Source organism: Pseudomonas sp. ABFPK, from assembly GCF_001586765.1.
Lineage (GTDB): Bacteria > Pseudomonadota > Gammaproteobacteria > Pseudomonadales > Pseudomonadaceae > Aquipseudomonas > Aquipseudomonas asiatica.
Genome location: NZ_LQXW01000012.1, coordinates 171250 through 190982 on the forward strand (window position 1 = coordinate 171250; position 19733 = coordinate 190982).

At 63.5% G+C, this 19733-nt stretch carries 13 protein-coding genes; 5 read left to right on the plus strand and 8 right to left on the minus strand.

Annotated elements, in window-relative coordinates; genetic code table 11:
- Window positions 1-9 precede the first annotated feature (9 nt).
- The 4 genes from kdpB (at window position 10) to WM94_RS09995 (ending at window position 6129) form a co-directional block, all read left to right on the plus strand.
- The gene (gene kdpB, locus WM94_RS09980; RefSeq protein ID WP_038409996.1) at window positions 10-2064 is read left to right on the plus strand and encodes a potassium-transporting ATPase subunit KdpB; all 2055 of its coding nucleotides are present in this window, start codon (window positions 10-12) and stop codon (window positions 2062-2064) included.
- A gap of 10 nt (window positions 2065-2074) precedes the next feature.
- On the plus strand, window positions 2075-2626 hold the full coding sequence (gene kdpC, locus WM94_RS09985; protein ID WP_061551092.1) for a potassium-transporting ATPase subunit KdpC: 552 nt from the start codon (window positions 2075-2077) through the stop codon (window positions 2624-2626).
- 156 nt (window positions 2627-2782) lie between these two features.
- Entirely contained in the window at window positions 2783-5437 is a 2655-nt protein-coding gene (locus WM94_RS09990; RefSeq protein WP_061551093.1) for a sensor histidine kinase KdpD, read from the plus strand.
- Entirely contained in the window at window positions 5434-6129 is a 696-nt protein-coding gene (locus WM94_RS09995) for a response regulator (protein WP_013973414.1), read from the plus strand. The genes WM94_RS09990 and WM94_RS09995 overlap by 4 nt, the downstream gene beginning before the upstream one ends.
- Before the next feature lie 172 nt (window positions 6130-6301).
- On the opposite strand, the gene WM94_RS31090 is transcribed toward WM94_RS09995, so the two are convergent.
- The 5 genes from WM94_RS31090 to WM94_RS10015 all read right to left on the minus strand — a co-directional run bounded on the left by WM94_RS31090 (window position 6302) and on the right by WM94_RS10015 (window position 15531).
- Window positions 6302-7072 carry a DUF6708 domain-containing protein gene (locus WM94_RS31090; protein ID WP_317246569.1) on the minus strand — a complete coding sequence of 257 codons (771 nt, stop codon included), beginning with the start codon at window positions 7070-7072 and terminating at the stop codon, window positions 6302-6304.
- Complete coding sequence (locus tag WM94_RS10000) at window positions 7072-10254, minus strand: T6SS effector BTH_I2691 family protein (RefSeq protein ID WP_061551094.1); 3183 nt, start codon at window positions 10252-10254, stop codon at window positions 7072-7074. The genes WM94_RS31090 and WM94_RS10000 overlap by 1 nt, the downstream gene beginning before the upstream one ends.
- Entirely contained in the window at window positions 10251-11210 is a 960-nt protein-coding gene (locus tag WM94_RS10005) for a hypothetical protein (RefSeq protein ID WP_061551095.1), read from the minus strand. Before WM94_RS10005 ends, WM94_RS10000 begins: the two co-directional genes overlap by 4 nt.
- 122 nt (window positions 11211-11332) lie before the next feature.
- A complete protein-coding gene (locus WM94_RS10010) occupies window positions 11333-12238 on the minus strand; it encodes a LysR family transcriptional regulator (RefSeq protein WP_013973410.1) in 906 nt (301 codons plus the stop codon).
- 362 nt (window positions 12239-12600) lie between these two features.
- A complete protein-coding gene (locus tag WM94_RS10015; protein ID WP_061551096.1) occupies window positions 12601-15531 on the minus strand; it encodes an aminotransferase in 2931 nt (976 codons plus the stop codon).
- A gap of 181 nt (window positions 15532-15712) precedes the next feature.
- Here WM94_RS10015 and WM94_RS10020 point away from each other — a divergent pair, with 181 nt between their 5' ends.
- Window positions 15713-16876, plus strand: a complete 1164-nt coding sequence (locus WM94_RS10020) for an ATP-binding protein (RefSeq protein ID WP_061551097.1) — start codon at window positions 15713-15715, stop codon at window positions 16874-16876.
- Window positions 16877-17068: 192 nt separating this feature from the next.
- Here WM94_RS10020 and WM94_RS10025 read toward each other — a convergent pair whose 3' ends face one another.
- The 3 genes from WM94_RS10025 to WM94_RS10035 form a co-directional block, all read right to left on the minus strand.
- The gene (locus WM94_RS10025; RefSeq protein WP_061551098.1) at window positions 17069-17332 is read right to left on the minus strand and encodes a DUF3077 domain-containing protein; all 264 of its coding nucleotides are present in this window, start codon (window positions 17330-17332) and stop codon (window positions 17069-17071) included.
- A 156-nt stretch (window positions 17333-17488) separates the two neighbouring features.
- Window positions 17489-17731, minus strand: a complete 243-nt coding sequence (locus WM94_RS10030) for a hypothetical protein (RefSeq protein ID WP_013973406.1) — start codon at window positions 17729-17731, stop codon at window positions 17489-17491.
- Window positions 17732-18121: 390 nt separating this feature from the next.
- Window positions 18122-19732 (minus strand): ABC transporter ATP-binding protein, encoded by a 1611-nt coding sequence (locus tag WM94_RS10035; RefSeq protein WP_061551099.1) that lies wholly within the window; start codon window positions 19730-19732, stop codon window positions 18122-18124.
- Window position 19733 lies beyond the last annotated feature (1 nt).

The window sequence follows — 19733 nt, forward strand, 5'->3', positions numbered from 1 at the left end:
GGACCGACCATGAACATGCCCATTGCTGAAGTAAAAGCCCGGCAAAGTGCCAAGGATCAGACCCGTTTCGCCGCATTGTGGCGCCCGGCGCTGGTGCAGGCATTCGTCAAGCTCGACCCGCGCCAACTCAAGCGCTCGCCGGTGATGCTGGTGGTCGCCCTGACTGCGGTACTGACAACCGTCCTGTGTTTCGCTCCCGGCAGCGGTGTGAGCACCGGTGTGGCCGTGCAGATCGCCCTGTGGCTGTGGTTCACCGTGCTGTTCGCCAACTTTGCCGAGGCCCTGGCCGAAGGCCGTGGCAAGGCCCGCGCCGACAGCCTCAAGGCTGGCAGCCAAGGGCTTACCGCCCAGCGTCGCAAGCGTGATGGCAGCTACGAAACCGTAGCGGCCAGCGCGCTGCGCAAGGACGATGTGGTGCGCGTGGTAGCTGGTGAAATGATTCCCGGTGACGGCGAGGTGCTTGAAGGTATCGCTGCGGTCAACGAGGCCGCCATTACCGGCGAGTCCGCGCCGGTGATCCGCGAGTCCGGCGGCGATCGCTCAGCGGTGACCGGCAATACCCGGCTGGTCTCAGACTGGTTGTTGATCCGCATCACCAGCAACCCGGGCGAATCGACCCTCGACCGCATGATTGCCCTGGTCGAGGGCGCCAAGCGGCAGAAGACGCCCAACGAGATCGCCCTCGACATCCTGCTGATCGGCCTGACCCTGATCTTCCTGATCGTGGTGGTGACCCTGCAGCCGTTCGCCCACTTTGTCGGTGGCAGCCTGCCGCTGATCTTTCTCGCCGCATTACTGGTAACGCTGATCCCCACCACCATCGGCGGCCTGCTGTCGGCCATCGGCATTGCCGGCATGGACCGGCTGGTGCGGCTGAACGTCATCGCCCGCTCGGGCCGGGCGGTGGAGGCGGCCGGTGACGTGCATACGCTGATGCTCGACAAGACTGGCACCATTACCTTCGGCAACCGCCGCTGCAGTGCGCTGCACGCGGCACCGGGCATCACTGCCCGCGAGCTGGGGGAGGGCGCCTTGCTGGCCTCGCTGGCGGACGACACCGCCGAGGGCAAGTCGATCGTCGAGTATCTGCGCCAACTGCATGATTTTGTCGAACCGTCCGCCGGCCAGTTCGAGGCCGTGGCTTTCAGCGCCGAGACGCGCCTGTCGGGGATCGACTTCCAGCAACACCGCTACCGCAAGGGCGCTGTCGATGCCGTACTGGCGTTCGTCGGCATGCAACGCCTGGAAATGCCACCGGCACTGGCCCGTGAAGTGGAGCGTATTGCCCAGAGCGGCGGTACACCGCTGCTGGTGTGCCTGGACAAGCGCCTGCTTGGCGTGATCCACCTCAAGGATGTGGTCAAACCCGGCATTCGCGAGCGCTTTGCCGAGCTGCGCAAGCTCGGCATCCGCACGGTGATGGTGACCGGCGACAACCCGCTGACCGCCGCCGCCATCGCTGCCGAGGCCGGCGTGGATGACGTGCTGGCCGAGGCCACGCCAGAGAAGAAGCTGGCGCGCATCCGCCAGGAGCAGAACGACGGCCGCCTGGTGGCCATGTGCGGCGATGGCGCCAACGACGCCCCGGCACTGGCCCAGGCTGACGTGGGCATGGCCATGAACGACGGCACCCAGGCCGCGCGCGAGGCGGCCAACATGGTCGACCTGGATAGCGACCCGACCAAGTTGCTGGATGTGGTGCAGGTCGGCAAGGAGCTGCTGGTGACCCGCGGCGCGCTGACCACCTTCTCCATCGCCAACGATGTGGCCAAGTACTTCGCCATCCTCCCGGCGCTGTTCGCCGCCATCTACCCGCAGCTGGGCGTGCTCAACCTGATGCACCTGGCCAGCCCGCAGAGTGCGATTCTGTCGGCCATCGTATTCAACGCGCTGATCATCATCGTGCTGATCCCGCTGGCGCTGCGCGGCGTGCGGGTGCAGGCGGCCAGTGCGGCGCACCTGCTGCGGCGCAACCTGCTGATCTACGGGTTGGGCGGCATTGTCGTGCCGTTTGCCGGGATCAAGCTGATCGACCTGCTGCTCAATGCCCTGCACCTGGTCTGAGGAGGCCACCATGAATGCTTATGTACGCCCGGCATTGAGCCTGGCCTTGTTGATGACCCTGGTGACCGGCGCGCTGTATCCGCTGGTGGTGACCGGTATTGCCCAGGTGGCTTTCCCCAGCCAGGCCAATGGCAGCCTGGTGCGCGATGACCAGGGCCAGGTCCGCGGTTCGGCGCTGATTGCCCAGGATTTCCAGGGCGATGGCTGGTTCCACGCGCGGCCATCGGCAGGCGCCTACGCCACCGTGGCCAGCAGTGCCAGCAACCTGTCGCCGAGCAACCCGGCGCTGGCCGAGCGGGTCAAGGGCGATGCGGCTGCGTTGTACCAGGCGCAGCAGGGGCCGGTGCCCCAGGCGCTGCTCACCACCTCGGGCAGCGGCCTCGACCCGCACCTGCCGCCGGAGGCCTTGGCCTACCAGATCCCGCGGGTGGCGGCGGCACGGCAGTTGCCGGTGGAGCGCTTGCAAGGCTTGCTGGAAGAGGCCACCCTCCACCCATTGATCGGCCCGCCGGTGGTCAATGTGCTGGCCTTGAACCAGGCCTTGGAAAACCTCAGCCATTGATAGATGACTTGAGGGGCTAGCAGGGACCCTGTGGGAGCGGGTTTACCCGCGAATGCGTCGGTGGCGCTATTACTGCATTCGCGGGTGAACCCGCTCCCACAGGTACGGTGTTTGTCCCTGGATTTGCTGCTTGCTGGAAATAGCAAAGGATGAAAGATGAGTGACTCCGCCCGCGCAGACGCGCTGTTGGCTACCCTCCCGCGAAGCGGCCGGGGGCGGTTGAAGGTGTTCCTTGGCGCCGCCCCCGGCGTCGGCAAGACCTTCGCCATGCTCCAGGCCGCCCACGCCCAGCAACGCCAGAACGTGCAGGTGCTGGCCGGGGTGGTCGAAACCCATGGCCGTGCCGAAACCGAGGTATTGCTCGCTGGCCTTCAGCAGCAGCCCCTGCTGCGTAGCCAGTACCGCGGCGTAACGCTCGAGGAAATGGACCTCGACGGCCTGCTCAAGGCCGCGCCGGCCCTGGTGCTGGTCGACGAATTGGCCCACACCAATGCGCCCGGCAGCCGCCATGCCAAACGCTGGCAGGACGTACAGGAACTGCTGGCCGCCGGCATCGATGTGTACACCACGGTCAACGTCCAGCACCTGGAAAGCCTCAACGACAAGGTCCGCGACATTACTGGCGTGCAAGTGCGCGAAACCCTTCCGGACTGGGTGCTGCAGGAAGCCTTCGAGCTGGTGCTGATCGACCTGCCCCCCCGGGAGCTGCTTGAACGCCTGCGCGAAGGCAAGGTGTACGTGCCCGAGCAGGCGCGGGCCGCCATCGATGCGTTCTTCTCGCAAACCAACCTTACCGCCCTGCGCGAACTGGCCATGCAGACCGCCGCTGCCCAGGTGGATGCCGACCTGGCCCACGGTTATCGCCAACGCGGCCAGGAAGCCCCGGCCCTGCGTGGGCGCTTGCTGGTGGGCGTGGATGGTGACGACCAGGCGGAACGTTTGGTGCGCCATGCCAGCCGCGTGGCGCAACGCCGCCACCTGCCCTGGAGCCTGGTGCACGTGGACAACGGCCGCCTGCGCGACGAAACCGCACGCCAGCGCCTGCAAGCTGCCCAGCAACTGGCCGAACGCCTGGGCGGCGAGGTGGTACTGCTGCGTGCCGGCGAAGTGGTGCGCACACTGATCCAGCATGCTGCCGAACGGCGGGCCAGCCTGGTGCTGGTTGGGCAGTCCCGCGACCGCCTGCGCCGGCGCCTGTTCGGTGCCGGTGTGGCCGCGCGGCTGCTGCGCGAAAGCCACGGCCTGGAAATCAACGTGCTGGACCGCGACGCGCAGCCGCCAGCGCCGCGTTCGGCGGTACGGCGGGTGTGGGTCTGGCGCCATTACCTGCTGGCGCTGCTGGCCACGGTCATGGCCGCAGGCCTGGCCTGGGCGGTGTCGAGTGTGCTGGCGCTGCCCAACATATCGCTGGTGTTCCTGGCCGCGGTGTTGCTGGTGGCAGTGCGCAGCAGCCTGGGGCCTGCGCTGGCCTGCGCGGTGCTGTCGTTCCTGACCTACGACTTCCTGTTCATCCCGCCCAACCTGTCGTTCAGGATCCAGCGCGAAGAAGACGTGCTGACCCTGGTGTTCTTCCTGTTGATGGCCGCGCTCACCGGCAACCTGGCCGCCCGCCAGCGCCGCCAGTTGCAGGCGCTGCGCGAGACCCAGGCGCAGACCAGCCAGTTGCTCGACCTGTCGCGCCGGCTGACCGTGGCCACCGACCGCCAGGCGGTGTTCAACGCCGCCGGCCAGCACCTGGACGGTTGGCAGGACATGCAGGTGTGCCTGCTGGAGCGCAATGTCGAAGGCCAGTTGCAGGTGGCCAGCGGCGAAGCCCATGCCTTCAGCGATAACGAACGCGCCGCCGCAGAGTGGGCCTGGCAGCACGGCCAGGCCGCCGGTCATGGCAGCGACACCCTGCCCAATGGCCGCTGGTGGTGGTGGCCGCTGGCGGTGGATGAGCAGCCCCTGGCATTGCTTGGTGTGCGCCCACGCTCCGGCCAGCCGCTCAGCGACCCGCGCCGGCGCCTGCTCACTGCCCTTGGCCAACCACTGGCCCAGGCCCTGGCCCGCGCCCGGCTGGCCGAACAGCTGGAGGCTGCGCGTCTGCATGGCGAAACCGAGCAGTTGCGCAGCGCCTTGCTCGCGTCCGTTTCCCATGATTTGCGCACCCCGCTGACCGCCATGCGCGGCAGCATCGACAGCCTGCTGGCGCTGGGCGAGGCGATCCCCGCCGCCGACCGCCGCGAACTGCTGGAGGGCACCCGCAACGAGGCCGAACGCCTCGACCGCTACATCCAGAACCTGCTCGACATGACCCGCCTGGGCCATGGCGGCCTCAAGCTGGCCCGCGACTGGGTGGCCCCGGCCGACATCGTCGGCAGCGCGCTCAACCGCCTGCGCGCGGTGCTGGCACCGCTGCGGGTACACACCGACGTGCCGACCGAGCTGCCGTTGCTGTTCGTGCATGCGGCATTGATCGAACAGGCGTTGGTCAACGTGCTGGAAAATGCCGCGCGCTTCTCGCCAGCCAATGGCCGGCTGGAGCTGCAGGTGTCGGTGCAGGACGCCCGGTTGTGCTTTGCCGTCAGCGACCAGGGCCCCGGCATTCCCGTGGAAGACCGCGAGAAGATCTTCGACATGTTCTACACCGCCGCTCGCGGTGACCGCGGCGGGCAGGGCACCGGCCTGGGCCTGGCGATCTGCCAAGGCATGATAGGCGCCCATGGCGGGCAGATCCTGGTGGGTGAAGGCATCGATGGCCAGGGCACCAGCATCACTTTATGCTTGCCGCTGCCCCCTCAACCTGAAACCGAAAGCGAAACCCCATGAGTCAGTCCGCCACCCTCCTGGTCATCGACGATGAACCGCAGATCCGCAAGTTCCTGCGCATCAGCCTGGCCTCGCAAGGCTACAAGGTGCTCGAGGCCGCCACTGGCGCGGAAGGGCTCGCTCAGGCGGCGCTGGGCAAGCCGGACCTGGTGGTACTCGACCTGGGCCTGCCGGACATGGACGGCCAGCAGGTACTGCGTGACCTGCGCGAATGGAGCGCGGTGCCGGTGCTGGTGTTGTCGGTGCGCGCCAGTGAAGTGCAGAAGGTCGATGCGCTGGATGGCGGCGCCAACGACTATGTGACCAAGCCGTTCGGCATCCAGGAGTTTCTGGCGCGGGTGCGCGCCTTGCTGCGCCAGGTGCCGCAGGCCGGTGGCTCGGAAGTGGCGGCCAGCTTTGGGCCGCTGATGGTGGACTTTGCCTTTCGCCGGGTGACCCTGGATGGCGTGGAAGTGGCGCTGACCCGCAAGGAGTATGCGCTGCTGGCGCAACTGGCCGGGCACCCGGGGCGAGTGATTACCCAGCAGCAGCTGCTCAAGGATATCTGGGGGCCTACCCATGTGGATGACACCCATTACCTGCGGATAGTGGTCGGGCATCTGCGGCAGAAGCTGGGCGATGACCCCACGGCGCCGCGGTTCATCATCACCGAGCCAGGTGTGGGATACAGGTTGGTGGCGCCCACCATGTAACCCCTGTGGGCATGCCCGCGAAGAATCCAGCGCGGTGCATGGCACCGGCTGCGCCTGTGTTCGCGGGCATGCCCGCTCCCACAGGGTCCCTGCTAATTCAATGAGTCATGTGCAGTTCTATGAGAGCTGGCATGCCGGCGATGGGGCCAGCGCAAGCAGCGAGACAGTAAGTTCAGGGGGCGGTTCTCGACTCCAGATCCATTTCCGCTGGCCACTCTACTCGGGGTGCCAGGCGCAGGGCGAACTCACACCAGAGCACATCGTTGTGATCCTTGGGGGGGGCGGGTGGTGGCAGGGCTGAGGGGCCTTCCTGCATGTAGGTGCAGATGTAGGCCCAGACATGTTGGTCGGCCCCCATCGTAACCAGAGGAAAACGGTCGATGACATTGTTTGTGCCTGGTGCAACGATGGAGAGTGTGACACCCCATTTGAAAATTAACCCACCGTTTGGCAGTGCGCCGGTCTGGGACCAGCGCTCGGCGCGGACTTGGGACCAGTCGTAGCAAACTGTTTCTACTTTCCAGTTCGTGAAGGGGTTCCACCAGCAGTACTTGAAATTGTATGCATACAATTTTTTACGTACTCGGTTGAAGCGAAGGGGTTCATCTCGGGGTGGGGATATGCTTACTCGAAGGCAAAATACGGATGCCCATACTCCGCATGCAAGTATTAATATATCAATTAGCACGGATTCGAAGTCTCTCTGCTCTATGTTGGAGTTTATGAAGCTGAGCAGAGGGGTGGTGATGGCGATAGTTGGAAGCGAAAGGAAAGCCATTACTTCTCTAGCCCAACCGAGGGGTCTGGGTACTTCAAGGTAGATAAGATCCTGATGGTTAGGGGATTGATTGCCCAGGCTGGCTTCGATCGCAATGGGAGTGTCAGGATGGGGTAGGTCCTCTATCCATCCTGTACATGGCGGGTTAAGGTGCGGGCGGGCCATTAGAATAGACCCCTTAGCGAGGATAGATTGTTTTCTCTCATTGTCACTTTTGCATAACCTGACATGTCATGCTTGTTGGGCCAATAAGTGAGCGTTAGCTCAATAGCTTTTGTGCAATGGTTATCCCGTAGTGGAATTGAAGTGCTGATGTGCAGGGTCTTATCGGTGGTTTTAAAAATTATTCGTTCGCTGACGCTTTCAGGGCTAGCAAAGGTTTTTTTGGTTTCTTCGGGCACGTATTCGACTACTTTTGGATGTGAACTATTACCAGAGAGATGAAAAGGCAGTCGATTTTGCCCTGCTGGGTACACAGTCAGTTGCCATTTGTACTGTGCGTCTTCAGTACTGAAATTTGGCAAGCTTATGTACAAATCGAGATAAAAACCTGCCGCAACAGCAGCGTCATCGCTGATGAAGGCTTTAGTTTGGTCTAGCGTGTGGGTACTGTGAGTTGGTTGAAATCTTGTCTCAATTGAAACCTGCGCTTGAACTCCCAAGGCTGCCGCGTTCAGTGAGCCAATTGCGGTATCCAGATCTTGTGGATTCATCCAGCGCCGATGTTCCTCTGGTGTTCCCCATCTACTGTGTCGGGACCAAAGCTCTAATAGTGAAGATTCTTGATTTTTGGCATCCATCGCCAGCGTATAGGCTGCCAGACCAAGGATGATCGTAAAGCCTAAGGGACCGAGTAGCGAACTTGCGAATAATGCCGAGTAAATACCAGAGACAGTGGAAACCGTAGCAAGCACGGCCGCGCGAGCGTACTGGTTTGCAGAGGTGCTGTCCCCTTGGTTATTAGTTCTGGCGAGCGCATTCACGTATTGCACTGCATCCATGGCATTGGCGAGTGCAGCGATGGCGCCGCCGTACTTGGCTAGGTTCTTTCCTAGAGAAGCTGTGGTTACCGTTCTGGGCCACGGTATCTTCGGTCGTACAAGTGTGACAGCAAGCCCTGCCGCTTCGACACTCACTCCCAACAACCCAAGCGATGAAGACCAGATCGCGGCAAGCGCCTCTGGATTGTTCTGATGCGTCTCCTGCAACGCCCGATAGTTCTTGCCCAGGCTGTCCTGCTGGAACCATATGCCCCCCAAGGCAAGCATCAGCTTCCCACTTCCACTACTCGCTGCAGCATCCCGCAGGCTGCGCATCGCATCGCTTGCCAGGCTTTGCGCGGCCGTAGAACTGATCTTCAAACCACCCGTAACCTGCGCACGCAGCGTACCCGCACCAATCGCAACATTGCGTACCAGCGCCCCGACGCCGCCGGCTGCACCCTCGCGCAACTGCACCAGCCGCGCCTGCAAACTCTCGGCGCTTTCCAACGTCCAGAGCATCACCTCGATCATCTGGCTACGGTTACCCACTGCCGCAATATTGATCGCGCCACTCAGCACCATGGCCCGCACCTTGCGGCCCAGTGGGTCACGGAACTGCTTGTCTACCTGCTGCAGAAACGCATCGGTCCGCGACTCCAGGGCTTCATTGAGCAGCCTCATGTACTCGCCTACCGTCAGCGACACCCGCAGCGGCGTCACCTGCTGCCCGGCAAACAGGGCAAACGCCGAGCGATGCACATGGCCGATCAGGGTCTTGGTCCGTTCACTCAGGTGCTGGCTGAGCGCATTCCCTGCGCTGTTGGTCGCGGCCAGCAACTGGCCAACGGCATCCTGTATTGGCTTGATCATCAACAGCTGGCCATCGGCGGTCCCGGCGATGCCCTTGATGATGTCGTACACCTTGCCGAAGTCGTCCCCGGACAGCGCGCTGGCCACCTGCTGCATCAGCTTCTGATTCTTGGCCAGCAGTGCCTGGTAAAGCAGGCTGCGGTTGTCCTCCAGCAACTGCTGCCAGATATGCTGGGTGATCCCGAGCGGCTGACCCTTCTGAGGCAAGGTTTCAGTGGGCCCGCCGGCCAGGCAGGCGGCCATCATCTGGATGAAGTACTCCACCGAAACGGGGGAGGTCGCGTCATAGTCGTAGTAGCCGATCTGTTGAAACGCCCGCTTGGCATAGTGCCGCGCATACAGATCGCCAACCTGGTCGATCATCGACTGCCAGTTTTTCAGTTCGCGGTCGTAGTCGGCCTGGAACGCTGCGCGGGCGCCTTCGTCGTAACGCTCTTCCAGCCGCTCGCGGGCGTCCTGCTGCTTGCGCGCGGTGTTGCGTTCGGTCTGCGCGTCGATGTCCACCGGCGGCAGATACGCCTTGGCTGCGATCGGGCTGTCGTTCCATTGCTCGATCTGCCGGGCTTCCCGCTGCGCGTCCTCGGCACCTTGCACAGCCGCCATGGCCGCGTGCAATTCGCGGATGCCCAGTAGTGCTTGCGAGGTGAAGTATTCGAAGTGCCGCTGCGGCTGCGCCCGCCATTCCTGCAGGGCCTGCACCCAGCCAGTGCGTTGCGCGTTGAGCTCCATGACCATTCCGACCGGGTCGGGCAGTGTCAGCGCCAGCAGGCCATTGGGCAGTTGTTCCTGCTCGATGACACTGCGCACATGCGTGCGGGTTTCATGCCAGCGGCCCAGGCGGCTGTAAAAGCCATGGACGCTGGTAAACCTGGCAGAGGAAAAGGTGGAGAACTCCAGCACCTGTTCCAGGCCGAAGCGGAAGCTGTCGGTCATGGCGATGCCGAGGCTGGCAGGGTCGTTGCGTGCGGTGTTCAGGTCCACTTCGACGAAGCGGGCGAGGGTGCCCGGGTCACTGTCGGCGATGCCTTGCCGATAGCGGTCGAGTACCGCACGGGGCCAAGGGTCGTTGGCGAAGGCGATCCAGGCCTTGCGGTAGAGTAGGGTATCGATGTTGATGAACGAGGCGATCACATCGTGGCCTTCGGTGGCGCATACCTTGGGTAACGACCTGGGTGGCCCCAAGGGCATCTGCGATACCGGAAAGCGCTGCAAGGTACCTTCCGCCGCTACCTCGTAGGCCTGCCAGATTTCCTGGTCGAGCAGTACGTAGACATAACCCTGGCGCAGGAGGCGCAACTGGTCGGTGTGCATCGGGTGGAAGATGATTTCGCTGTCGTCTGCCAGGCGATAGGGGCGCCCTGTATCCGGGCGCGGGGCGTAGGCCTCGCGCAGCAGCAGAATCGGCAGGCCGGAGCGTTCGCAGGCATTGCAGGTGCCGTAGGTGTTGGGGATCTCTTCCTGCATGGCGATGTGGATGGTTTTGCTGATGCTCATGGGTAACTCCTTGCCTTCGGCAGGCCGGCGACGATGTGCGACCAGGTGCAGTCGTCGTAGCTGGCGAAGCGGTCCGCCAGGCGCTGCTCGCCGGCCGCTGCCCTTTCCACCTCGTGCTGGATGGTCGGGTGCTGAAGGAGCAATGGGTGGATCATGAGCATGTGCAGGCTCATGCACTGGATATCGGCGCGGTCGCGCAGGCCCTGCTTGAACGCCTTGAGGATCAGGTTCATGGCATGGGTGGGGGCGTTTTCCGGCAAGCCTGAGGAGCCTGCGAAGTGCCAGGGTGCATGGGGATGCTGCACGGCACTCAGGCGATGCCAGGCGCCGAGCAGTTGAATGATCTGTGGTGCGACGTGCTGGGTCGCCCTTACGGCCTCGGGGACGGCCAGTTCGCCAGCCATGGGTTCTCGCTCGAAGACCTCGCAACTGCCACAACCATCGGGATGTAGCCAGCTGCGAACAGGCCCGAGGAGTTCGCCTGCGTTTTTCAGGGTCGCGCGTAGCAGCGCCAGCCGCACGGGCTCGAACCAGGCGGTGATACCGTGCGGTTCTGGTTGGTGCAGCACCTGACACTGGTGGCTGATGTGCTGGGCGATGAGGTCGGCGGGTTGATCGCTGCTCAGCCAGCCACACACGTAGTGCCAGGTAGCTGCCGATTCACGAGCGGCGCAGGTCGCGCTTAATAGGGCAAGGGCTGTGGGCGCATCGCCGGGTTCGGCAAGCCGCACCAGAGCTGGCCAGCACTCAGGATCCTGCACCAGGCGGCTGCAGTCGATGCGCGTTACGGCATCACCACCCAGCGCTTCGCTGAGGGCAGCGATGGCCAGCGGGTGCTCAGACGGGCAGCCGGCGAATGGGTCCAGTAAAAGGTAGAGGGCCTCTTCTGGTTGGCGCTGCTGGTTGGCGAAGTGATCGACCGACTGCACGTAGCCCTGCGTGGACTGGCTCGACATGAGAAGTTCCTTTTCTTCTTGATGGCGAGCAGAAACCTAACGGGGAATCAATGCTGCAGGTAGTTATCGGCTTCCTAACCAGCTGTAGGATTTTTCGCTGTCGGACGAGGCAGTCGTATCGCTCAGGACCTCGGGGATTCTGTTTCAAAGCATTGGCGCATCACGTCAAGGTAACGCCGCGCGCCCAGGCCCAACGGGCGCGACTTGACCCAGATGATGTCCACCCACAAGCGCAATCGGCTGGCCATGTTGTCGAAACGCACCTCCGCCAGCGCGCCCGAAGCAATCAACGGCTCTACCAAAGGCTGCGGCAGGTAGGCCCAACCGAGCCCCGATTGCACCAGGTCCAGCGTGGCCAGGTAGCTGTCGGTCAGCCAGATGCGCCGCGACAGCACCATGCGCGGGTCCGACCCGGTGGCCTTGCCCGACGCCACAATGATCTGCCTCTGTTCGGCGAAAGTTTCTTCCGGCAACGGCGTGCCGCTGTTCTGCCCGGCCGGATGGCGGGGGGAGGCGACGGCCACCAGCAATTGGCTGCCGGCCTCCAGGAATGACTCGCGCTCGTCGATGCCAGGCCGTTCGAAGACCAGTGCCAGTTGCACGCTGCCGTCATGCAGCAGGCGGATGGCTTCGGCCTGGGTGGCCGAGCGTACTTCGATTTCCAGGCTGGGAAATTCCTGGGCGAGGGTTTCCAGCGGCTGGCTCCAGCGGCCGGTCTGCAGCTCGGGGGCCATGGCGATAGTCAGGCGCTTTTCCAGCCCTTTGTGCAGTTGCAGGGCCTGGGCGTCGAGCAGGTTGAGCTGGCAGATCACCTGCCTGGCCTGGGGCTCCAGGGCCAGGGCGGCGCTGGTGGGCAAGGCTTTGCGCGTGGCCCGGTCGAACAGCACCAGGTCCAGCTCCGCCTCCAGTTGGGCGATGGCCATGCTCACGGCCGAAGGCACACGCCCCAGCTTGCGCGCGGCGGCAGAGAACGAGCCTGCCTCCAGCACCGCGAGGAAGATTGCCAGGGAGTCGCTGGTAAAGGCCATTGTCAGTAAACCTGATGACGGGGAGTGTTATGGAAGAAAATTATGGGGCTTTTGTTTGAGAATGCACCAGGGTGCCGAGCGGTTCGGCGGGGGATTGTCAGCGCCTGTGAGATCGAGCGCCGCCCGCGCGGCGCTTCGCAGCACAAGGCTGCTCCTACATCTGTTTCGGGCCAGTAACGCCTGTACCAGTGCACGCGACCGCCTTGTTTGCCCGACACGATATCGAGGTGGACACCAAGGGGCCGCGCGCCCTCGCCTCAGGATTTATTGGCCCGAAACAAATGTAGGAGCAGCCTTGTGCTGCGAAGCGCCGCGCGGGCGGCGCTCGATCTCACAGGCGCTGAAAAACCAAAGCCAAGCACCTACAGCCCTTCACCCAGCACCCGGTCAATGCTGTCGACAAAGTAGTCCACGCTCGCCCGGGTGGTGCACATCGGCGGCTTGATCTTGAGGATGTTCAGGTAATCACCGGTCGGCTGCATGAAGATGCCCAGGTCACGCAGGCGGTTGCACAGGGCCATGGTTTCCTCGGTGGCCGGCTCCAGTGTTGCGCGGTCGCGCACCAGTTCCAGCCCCAGGTAGAAGCCCGAACCATGCGCCGCGCCGGCCAGCGGGTGCTTGTCGACCAGTGCCTGCAGGCGCGCCTTGAAATAGCGCCCGGTATCGCGCGCGTTGTCCCACAGGCCTTCCTCCTGCATCACATCCAGCACCGCCATGCCGATGCGGCAGCTGACCGGGCTGCCACCGGCCGAGGAGAAGAAGTAGCCCTCGGCCTCCAGCGCTTCGGCGATCTCGCGGCGGGTGATGACTACGCCCAGTGGCTGGCCGTTGCCCATGCCCTTGGCCATGGTGATGATGTCGGGCACCACGCCCTGTTCCTCGAAGCCCCAGAAGTACTCGCCCAGGCGGCCATAGCCGACCTGTACCTCGTCGGCGATGCACACACCGCCCCGGGCGCGGACCTTGGCATAGGCCTCGCGCAGGTAACCGGCCGGCAACGAAATACCACCGGCATTGCCGTACACCGGTTCGCAGATGATGCCCGCCAACTGGCGGCCACGGGCGTCGAGGTCGGCCAGCTTGGCGTCGACGTCACGCAGGTAGTCGGTGGCGCTGTCGGCGCCACGGAAGCGGCCGCGGAAGGTGTTCGGCGCCTCGACCGGGTGCACCCAGTCCGGGCGGGTCTCCAGGGCCTGCGGGTTGTCGGCGATGGAAGTGGAAATAGCATCGGTGGCCACCGACCAGCCGTGGTAGGCCTCCAGCACGCTGAGCAGGTCGCGCCCGCCGCTGTAGGCCCAGGCCAGGCGAATCGCCAGGTCGTTGGCTTCGGTACCACTGTTGACCATGAACACCCGGTCGAAGCCTTCGGGTGCCAACTCCAGCAGGCGTTCGGAGAACTCGGTGATGGCTGCGTAGTGGAAGCGCGAGTTGGTGTTCATCAGCGACCACTGCCGTGCCGACTCGGCGACCATGCGCGGGTGGCCGTGGCCCAGCACTGCGACGTTGTTGAGCATGTCGAGGTACGAGCGGCCCTGCATGTCGATCAGGTAGTTGCGCCAACCGCGTTCGATGTGAGGCGGTTGCGCGTAGTAATGCTTCTGCGAGCGGGCGAAGCTGGCGTCGCGGCGGGCCAGCAGGGCCTGCGGGTCGGGCAGCGGCTCGGCATTGCAGTCGAAGCCCAGCAACGCAGCTGGCGACGGGCACAGGGCCAGCCAGGCGGTTGCCTGGGATGGGGTGGCGAAGAACGGCGGCTGGCTGCCGCTATCCAGGCACAGTTGCACGCTGAGGAAGCCACAACTGCTGCCCAGCGACTGGCCTTTTTCCACGGCCTGGCCATCTGCAGGCGCGTCTTCCAGGCCTTGCAGCCACAACGCCCAGTGCGCGCTGCGCAGGCAGCCACGGCCGTCGCCATGGCGCTGCCAGGTGCCGGCATCTGGCGCTTGCACCAGGCTGCCGTTGGGTACATGCAGCTCGACGCCCAGGGCACAGGTGGCAGGCTCTTCGGGGCGATCGATATGGGTTTGCGACAGGCGATACTGCCCGTGCAGGCTGCAGGCCGGTGCTGGTTGCGTGGTCAGCAGGTGCTGGTCGAAGCCCGGTTGCTCCCAGTTGCCCGCCTCGCAATGCACGCTGAGCACGCCCAGGTCGACGCGCGTCACTGCCTGCCGATCCAGTTCAGGGAGCAGAAGGGCGCAGCCGCTCAGGTCCGGCGTGGCTGGCTGCAGGCCCGCAGCTTGCAGGATGGCCGCTTCCATCAACGCGAAAGGTACGGCGGTGGCAGTGTCGAAGATTTCCCATTCATGGGCGATGTTGTCGCGGGTGTACTGGTTGCCGGGGTCGACGGCGAGCTGTTGCTCGCTGCTCAGCACCAGCACGGCAGCGCGGTTGAGCACCAGTGGCCACAGCGCCCGCAGTTCGGCTTCGCTCAGAGGGTTGAGCGCCTGGTAGGAACGTACGGCCGGCAGGATGCGCAGCGGGTCGCCCTCGGCGTGGTGCAACAATGCAGCGCAGGTCACCGACAGGTCGGCGATGCGCCAGGTGCGCAACAGGTCGCCGAAATCGATCACCCCTTGCAGCTGCCACTGGCGCTCGCCATCGCGGGCCCAGACGGCATTGTCGTCGGTGATGTCCAGATGCACGGCCTGGCTTGGCAGCTGGTCGACCAGTGGCGCCAGGTGCTCGGCGGCCAGCTGGGTGGCCCGTTCGATGCGGGCGCGTTGCTCGGCGTTGCCCAGCACGGGCAGCAGGTGCTGGATCAGGGCCTGGGCATGTTGCGGGTCCCATTGCAGGGTGCGCGCCAGGCCCGGGTGGTCGAAAGTGGCCAGGGCTTTGTCCAGCCGCGCGCAGAGCCCGCCGAGTTCGGCCATCAGGCGTGGCTCCATGTGCTTGAGGCGGGTCAGTGGCTGGCCTTCGATGTAGTCGAGCAGGCGCATGCGCAGCGGTTGCCCGTCTATTTCCAACGCCAGCAGCATCTGGCCATCGCTGGCCGGGCGCACGGCCGGCACAGGCAAGCCCTGTTCGCGCAGGTAGGCCAGGGCCGCGTGCTGGGCCTCGAGCTCCACCTGGGCGTAGCTGCCGTGGCAGGCCTTGAGCACGAAACGGCCTTGTGGTGCGTCTACACGGAAGTTCAGGTCCTGTTGGCTGCCCAGTGCCGAGAGGTTGCCGGTAATGCCGTAGTGCGTTTGCAGCACGGCATGTGCCTGGGCTTCGCCTAGCGCAGGGCTGGGCAGGCCGGAGCGCTGGATCAGCGTGGTCAGGGCAGGGGAGGCGGGCTGGTGGTGTGGGCTGGACATGGGGCTCTACCGTTGCTGCTGGGGTTGACGGTGGAGAATTTATGCCCGATCTGGCTGATGATGGAAGATGATTGTTGTCAGAAAATTTGATGACGGCTTTCGAGCCGACCTGCCTGTACGCCTTTACATTAAATTATTCTCTGCTAATAATTATTGTTATTCAATAATTTCGGATAAAGCCATGATCGACATCTTCCCGCGCCGTGAACTGGCTGCCGACATGGCCAGGCAGCTGTTGAAACCGTCTGCCCTGGATATCGGCTTGAGATCAGGGCTATTTTTCTCCGGGCTGCGCAGGACTGGCAAAACCACCTTTTTAAAGAACGACTTGATCCCTGCCCTGGAGGAAATGGGTGCATTGGTGATCTATGTCGACCTCTGGAGTGATACCCAGACCAGCCCGGTCGTGCTGGTCCTCGCCGCAGTGCGTAAAGCCCTTGCTGATCTTCAGAAACCTACCTCGGCTTTCTTGCAGAAACTCAAGGCCCTGCGTGGCGCGGAGGTCGAAGTGGCTGGGCTGAAGTTTGGCTTCAACCTGGAAACCTTGGGCACAGAGGGCGGTGTCACACTTGCGGAAGCGCTGACCGAGGTTGTGGACCAGGCCAGGACTGACGTCGTGCTGGTCGTCGACGAGGTGCAGCAGGCAATCACAACCGAGGACGGCCAACAGATGATGCTGGCGCTCAAGGCTGCGCGCGATGCCATCAATCCGCGCCCGAACACGCCAGGGCACTTCCTGTTCATCGGTACCGGCTCTCACCGGGCGATGGTCAACGAGTTGACCGCGCGGCGTAACCAGGCTTTTGCCGGTGCCACAAACGTGCCGTATCCGGTGCTGGACAGGGACTATGTCGAATTCTGGCTCAAGCGGCTCGCAAAAGATGGCCTGGGCAACTTGCCGTCGCTGGATGTCGCGGCACAGGCATTCAAAACGCTGGGCAGCAGGCCCGAGGAGTTCATTCGTGCACTTCGGCAGTTGGTGCACTCACCTGCGTCCGGGATGGGGCCGGATGAGGTGCTGCCGGTAATCGCATCAACGCTGCGTTCGGCGGCTGCTGACCTGGAACTGATGAAAGTAGAAGAGCTGGGCGTCCTGGCTGAGGCGATTTTTGCCCGGATCGCATCGGTCGAAGGCGATGCGCGTGGGGTGTTCTCCAACGAAGCGGCGGCCGAATATTCGAAGTATGTGGGGCGTGAAGTGCGTGTCGAAGAGATACAGCCGGTTGCCAACGAACTGCTGGCCGCTAACCTGATCATGCGTCGGGGGCATGGGCTGTATGGGGTGACCGACCCCTTTGTACAGGAGATCTGGCGCGAGCGGCAGGAGTTGTTGGGCCGGCTCTGAGCTGCATCAGCCTAGGCCAGCTAGCGCCGGTCTCCCTGGGTATGCAATCTCCCGTGGGGACGGCCTTGTGTCGCGAAACGGCCGCAGGGCGGCCCCCGGATTTCTGCATGAAAGCATAAACCGCCGGGGCTGCTTTCAGCCCTTTGGCGACACGAGACCGCCCCCATATGCGCGTATGGCCTGTGATGCCAATCAGCGCATCATGCCCAGCTCGGCGTCATCCATGAGGGCCTTGGCCATCGCACTCAGGTAGTGGGCAGCCCAGATCATCATCGGTTTCTCGTCCATCAGGCCGGTGATGGTCAGTTCGCGTACATAGCCCATCAGCTCTGAGGATTGCTCGCGGGCACCGCGGCAGGGGATGCCGGGCTCGATGCGGAACAGTGGGTGGGTGCCGTGTTCGCCTTGGTAGAACGTGGTTTTACCGACAGTGAATTGCGTGTCTTCTGTGGTCATTTTTGAATCCCTTGAAAATTCTCGACTGCCCGGACGGGCCCTTTCGCGGGTGAACCCGCTCCCACAGGTACTGCATCTACCTCAAGGCCTGTGGAGATCCTGTGGGAGCGGGTTTACCCGCGAAGAGGCCGGCCCAGACAACGCAACACTAAAGCCTCAGTGCAAAGTCCGAGGCTCAGCGGGCATTTGCACCTGAACCAGTGCCGACTCAAGCAAAGTCCGAAGCGCCTCCAGCTCATGCATCGAGGTCATCATCAGGATCGAAGCCGGCGATTTGGGCTGCAGTAGCAAGGCCTGATGCACCACGGTGGCCGCGCATAGCGCGTAGTCGGTGGCCTGGATCAGGGTGTCTTCGAGGGAATGGGTATCGTGGGGTGGATCGGGGACCATCTTCAACATCGCATAGTACCTTTGGTGGGGCTTCCACCTGGCTGCTGTCAAACAGTTGGGTGGCAGCTGTACATGGGTTGACAGACCGGCGGACTATGCAAGTTCCGGCGCACGCGAACGTGCCCCATGTACAGCCGCCAAAACAGGCGAGCCGTGTGCATATACCGTTACGGCCTGTCAAAGCCGTGTCGTTGATGAGCAACGACGTGCTGAGACTAGAGTGCTGCCAGAACAGCCGCAACGGAAAACACGCGGCAGGAGTATGTTTGGGAAATGGCCTACAAGGAAGCGGATAAGTCTGTTTTTTACCTCGCCGAAAGCGGGCCGCTTTGCGGCCCATCGCCGGCAAGCCAGCTCCCACAGGGATAGCGCATGGCTTGAAGCCGGCGCGGTCAAAAGCTAATTAGCCGCATCCACTTCCAAGAACGCCGCCTCCAGCAACTGCCGGGTATACGGATGCTGCGGCGCATGGAAGATCGCCTGTGCATCCCCTTGCTCCACCACATGCCCATGCTTGATCACCATCAACTGGTGGCTCAATGCCTTGACCACCGCCAGGTCATGGCTGATGAACAGGTAGGTCAGGTTGTATTTCTGCTGCAGATTGCGCAGCAACTCCACCACCTGCCGCTGCACCGTGCGGTCCAGCGCCGACGTAGGTTCATCCAGCAGGATCAGCGCCGGTTTCAATACCAACGCCCGGGCAATGGCAATGCGCTGGCGCTGCCCACCGGAAAACTCGTGCGGATAGCGATGCCGCGTGCGTGGGTCCAGCCCCACTTCCTCCAGGGCCGCAATAATCGCTGCTTCCTGTTCCTGCGCCGTGCCGATGCGGTGGATGCGCAACCCTTCGCCGACAATATCCTCCACGCACATGCGCGGGCTCAGGCTGCCGAACGGGTCCTGGAACACCACCTGCATTTCCCGGCGCAACGGGCGCACGGCCTTCTGGTTCAACCCTTCCATATCCTGCCCATGAAAGCGAATGCCGCCCTGGCTGGAGATCAGCCGCAAGATCGCCAAACCCAAAGTCGACTTGCCCGACCCGGACTCGCCGACAATCCCCAGCGTCTGCCCTTGCGGCAAGCTGAAGTTGATCCCGTCCACCGCCTTCACATGGTCGACCGTGCGCCGTAGCAGGCCCTTCTTGATCGGGAACCACACCTTGAGGTCATCCACCTCCAGCAATGGCGCGCCCACCGGGTTGTGCGCCGGCAGCCCGCTGGGTTCGGCATTGATCAGCATCTGCGTGTAGTGGTGCTGCGGTGCGCTGAACAGCCTGGCGCATTCGGCCTGCTCGACAATCTGCCCGTGCTGCATCACGCACACACGGTGGGCGATGCGCCGCACCAGGTTCAGGTCATGGCTGATCAGCAGCAGGGCCATGCCCAGACGCGCCTGCAGTTCCTTGAGCAGTTCGAGAATCTTCAACTGCACAGTCACGTCCAGCGCCGTGGTCGGCTCATCCGCAATCAGCAGTTCCGGCTCGTTGGCCAGGGCCATGGCGATCATCACCCGCTGGCGCTGCCCGCCCGACAGCTCATGGGGCAAAGCCTTCAGACGCTTGCGTGGCTCGGGAATGCCGACCATCTCCAGCAGCTCCAGGGTGCGCGCCGTAGCCTCCTTGCCGGTCAGGCCCTTGTGCAGCAGGAGGATTTCGTTGATCTGCTTCTCGATGCAGTGCAGCGGGTTAAGCGAGGTCATCGGCTCCTGGAAGATCATTGCAATGCGGTTGCCGCGAATGCGCTGCATGGTCTTCTCGTTCTGCTGCAGCAGGTCCTTGCCCTCGTAGAGGATGCTGCCGCTGGGGTGGCGGGCCAGGGGGTAGGGCAGCAGGCGCAGGAGCGAATGCGCGGTGACCGATTTGCCCGAGCCACTCTCGCCCACCAGTGCCAGCGTCTCACCCTTGCGGATGTCGAAGCTGATGCCGTTCACAACGCGGTGGGCCTGGTCCCCGGTGACGAACTCCACCGCCAGGTCGCGCACTTCGATCAGGTTCTGTTCACTCATG

Bases quoted from the DNA above. Each gene is read 5' to 3' on its own strand.
- kdpB (WP_038409996.1), top strand. From the start codon at position 10: ATGAACATGCCCATTGCTGAAGTAAAAGCCCGGCAAAGTGCCAAGGAT.
- kdpC (WP_061551092.1), top strand. From the start codon at position 2,075: ATGAATGCTTATGTACGCCCGGCATTGAGCCTGGCCTTGTTGATGACC.
- WM94_RS09990 (WP_061551093.1), top strand. From the start codon at position 2,783: ATGAGTGACTCCGCCCGCGCAGACGCGCTGTTGGCTACCCTCCCGCGA.
- WM94_RS09995 (WP_013973414.1), top strand. From the start codon at position 5,434: ATGAGTCAGTCCGCCACCCTCCTGGTCATCGACGATGAACCGCAGATC.
- WM94_RS31090 (WP_317246569.1), bottom strand. From the start codon at position 7,072: ATGGCCCGCCCGCACCTTAACCCGCCATGTACAGGATGGATAGAGGAC.
- WM94_RS10000 (WP_061551094.1), bottom strand. From the start codon at position 10,254: ATGAGCATCAGCAAAACCATCCACATCGCCATGCAGGAAGAGATCCCC.
- WM94_RS10005 (WP_061551095.1), bottom strand. From the start codon at position 11,210: ATGTCGAGCCAGTCCACGCAGGGCTACGTGCAGTCGGTCGATCACTTC.
- WM94_RS10010 (WP_013973410.1), bottom strand. From the start codon at position 12,238: ATGGCCTTTACCAGCGACTCCCTGGCAATCTTCCTCGCGGTGCTGGAG.
- WM94_RS10015 (WP_061551096.1), bottom strand. From the start codon at position 15,531: ATGTCCAGCCCACACCACCAGCCCGCCTCCCCTGCCCTGACCACGCTG.
- WM94_RS10020 (WP_061551097.1), top strand. From the start codon at position 15,713: ATGATCGACATCTTCCCGCGCCGTGAACTGGCTGCCGACATGGCCAGG.
- WM94_RS10025 (WP_061551098.1), bottom strand. From the start codon at position 17,332: ATGACCACAGAAGACACGCAATTCACTGTCGGTAAAACCACGTTCTAC.
- WM94_RS10030 (WP_013973406.1), bottom strand. From the start codon at position 17,731: ATGTTGAAGATGGTCCCCGATCCACCCCACGATACCCATTCCCTCGAA.
- WM94_RS10035 (WP_061551099.1), bottom strand. From the start codon at position 19,732: ATGAGTGAACAGAACCTGATCGAAGTGCGCGACCTGGCGGTGGAGTTC.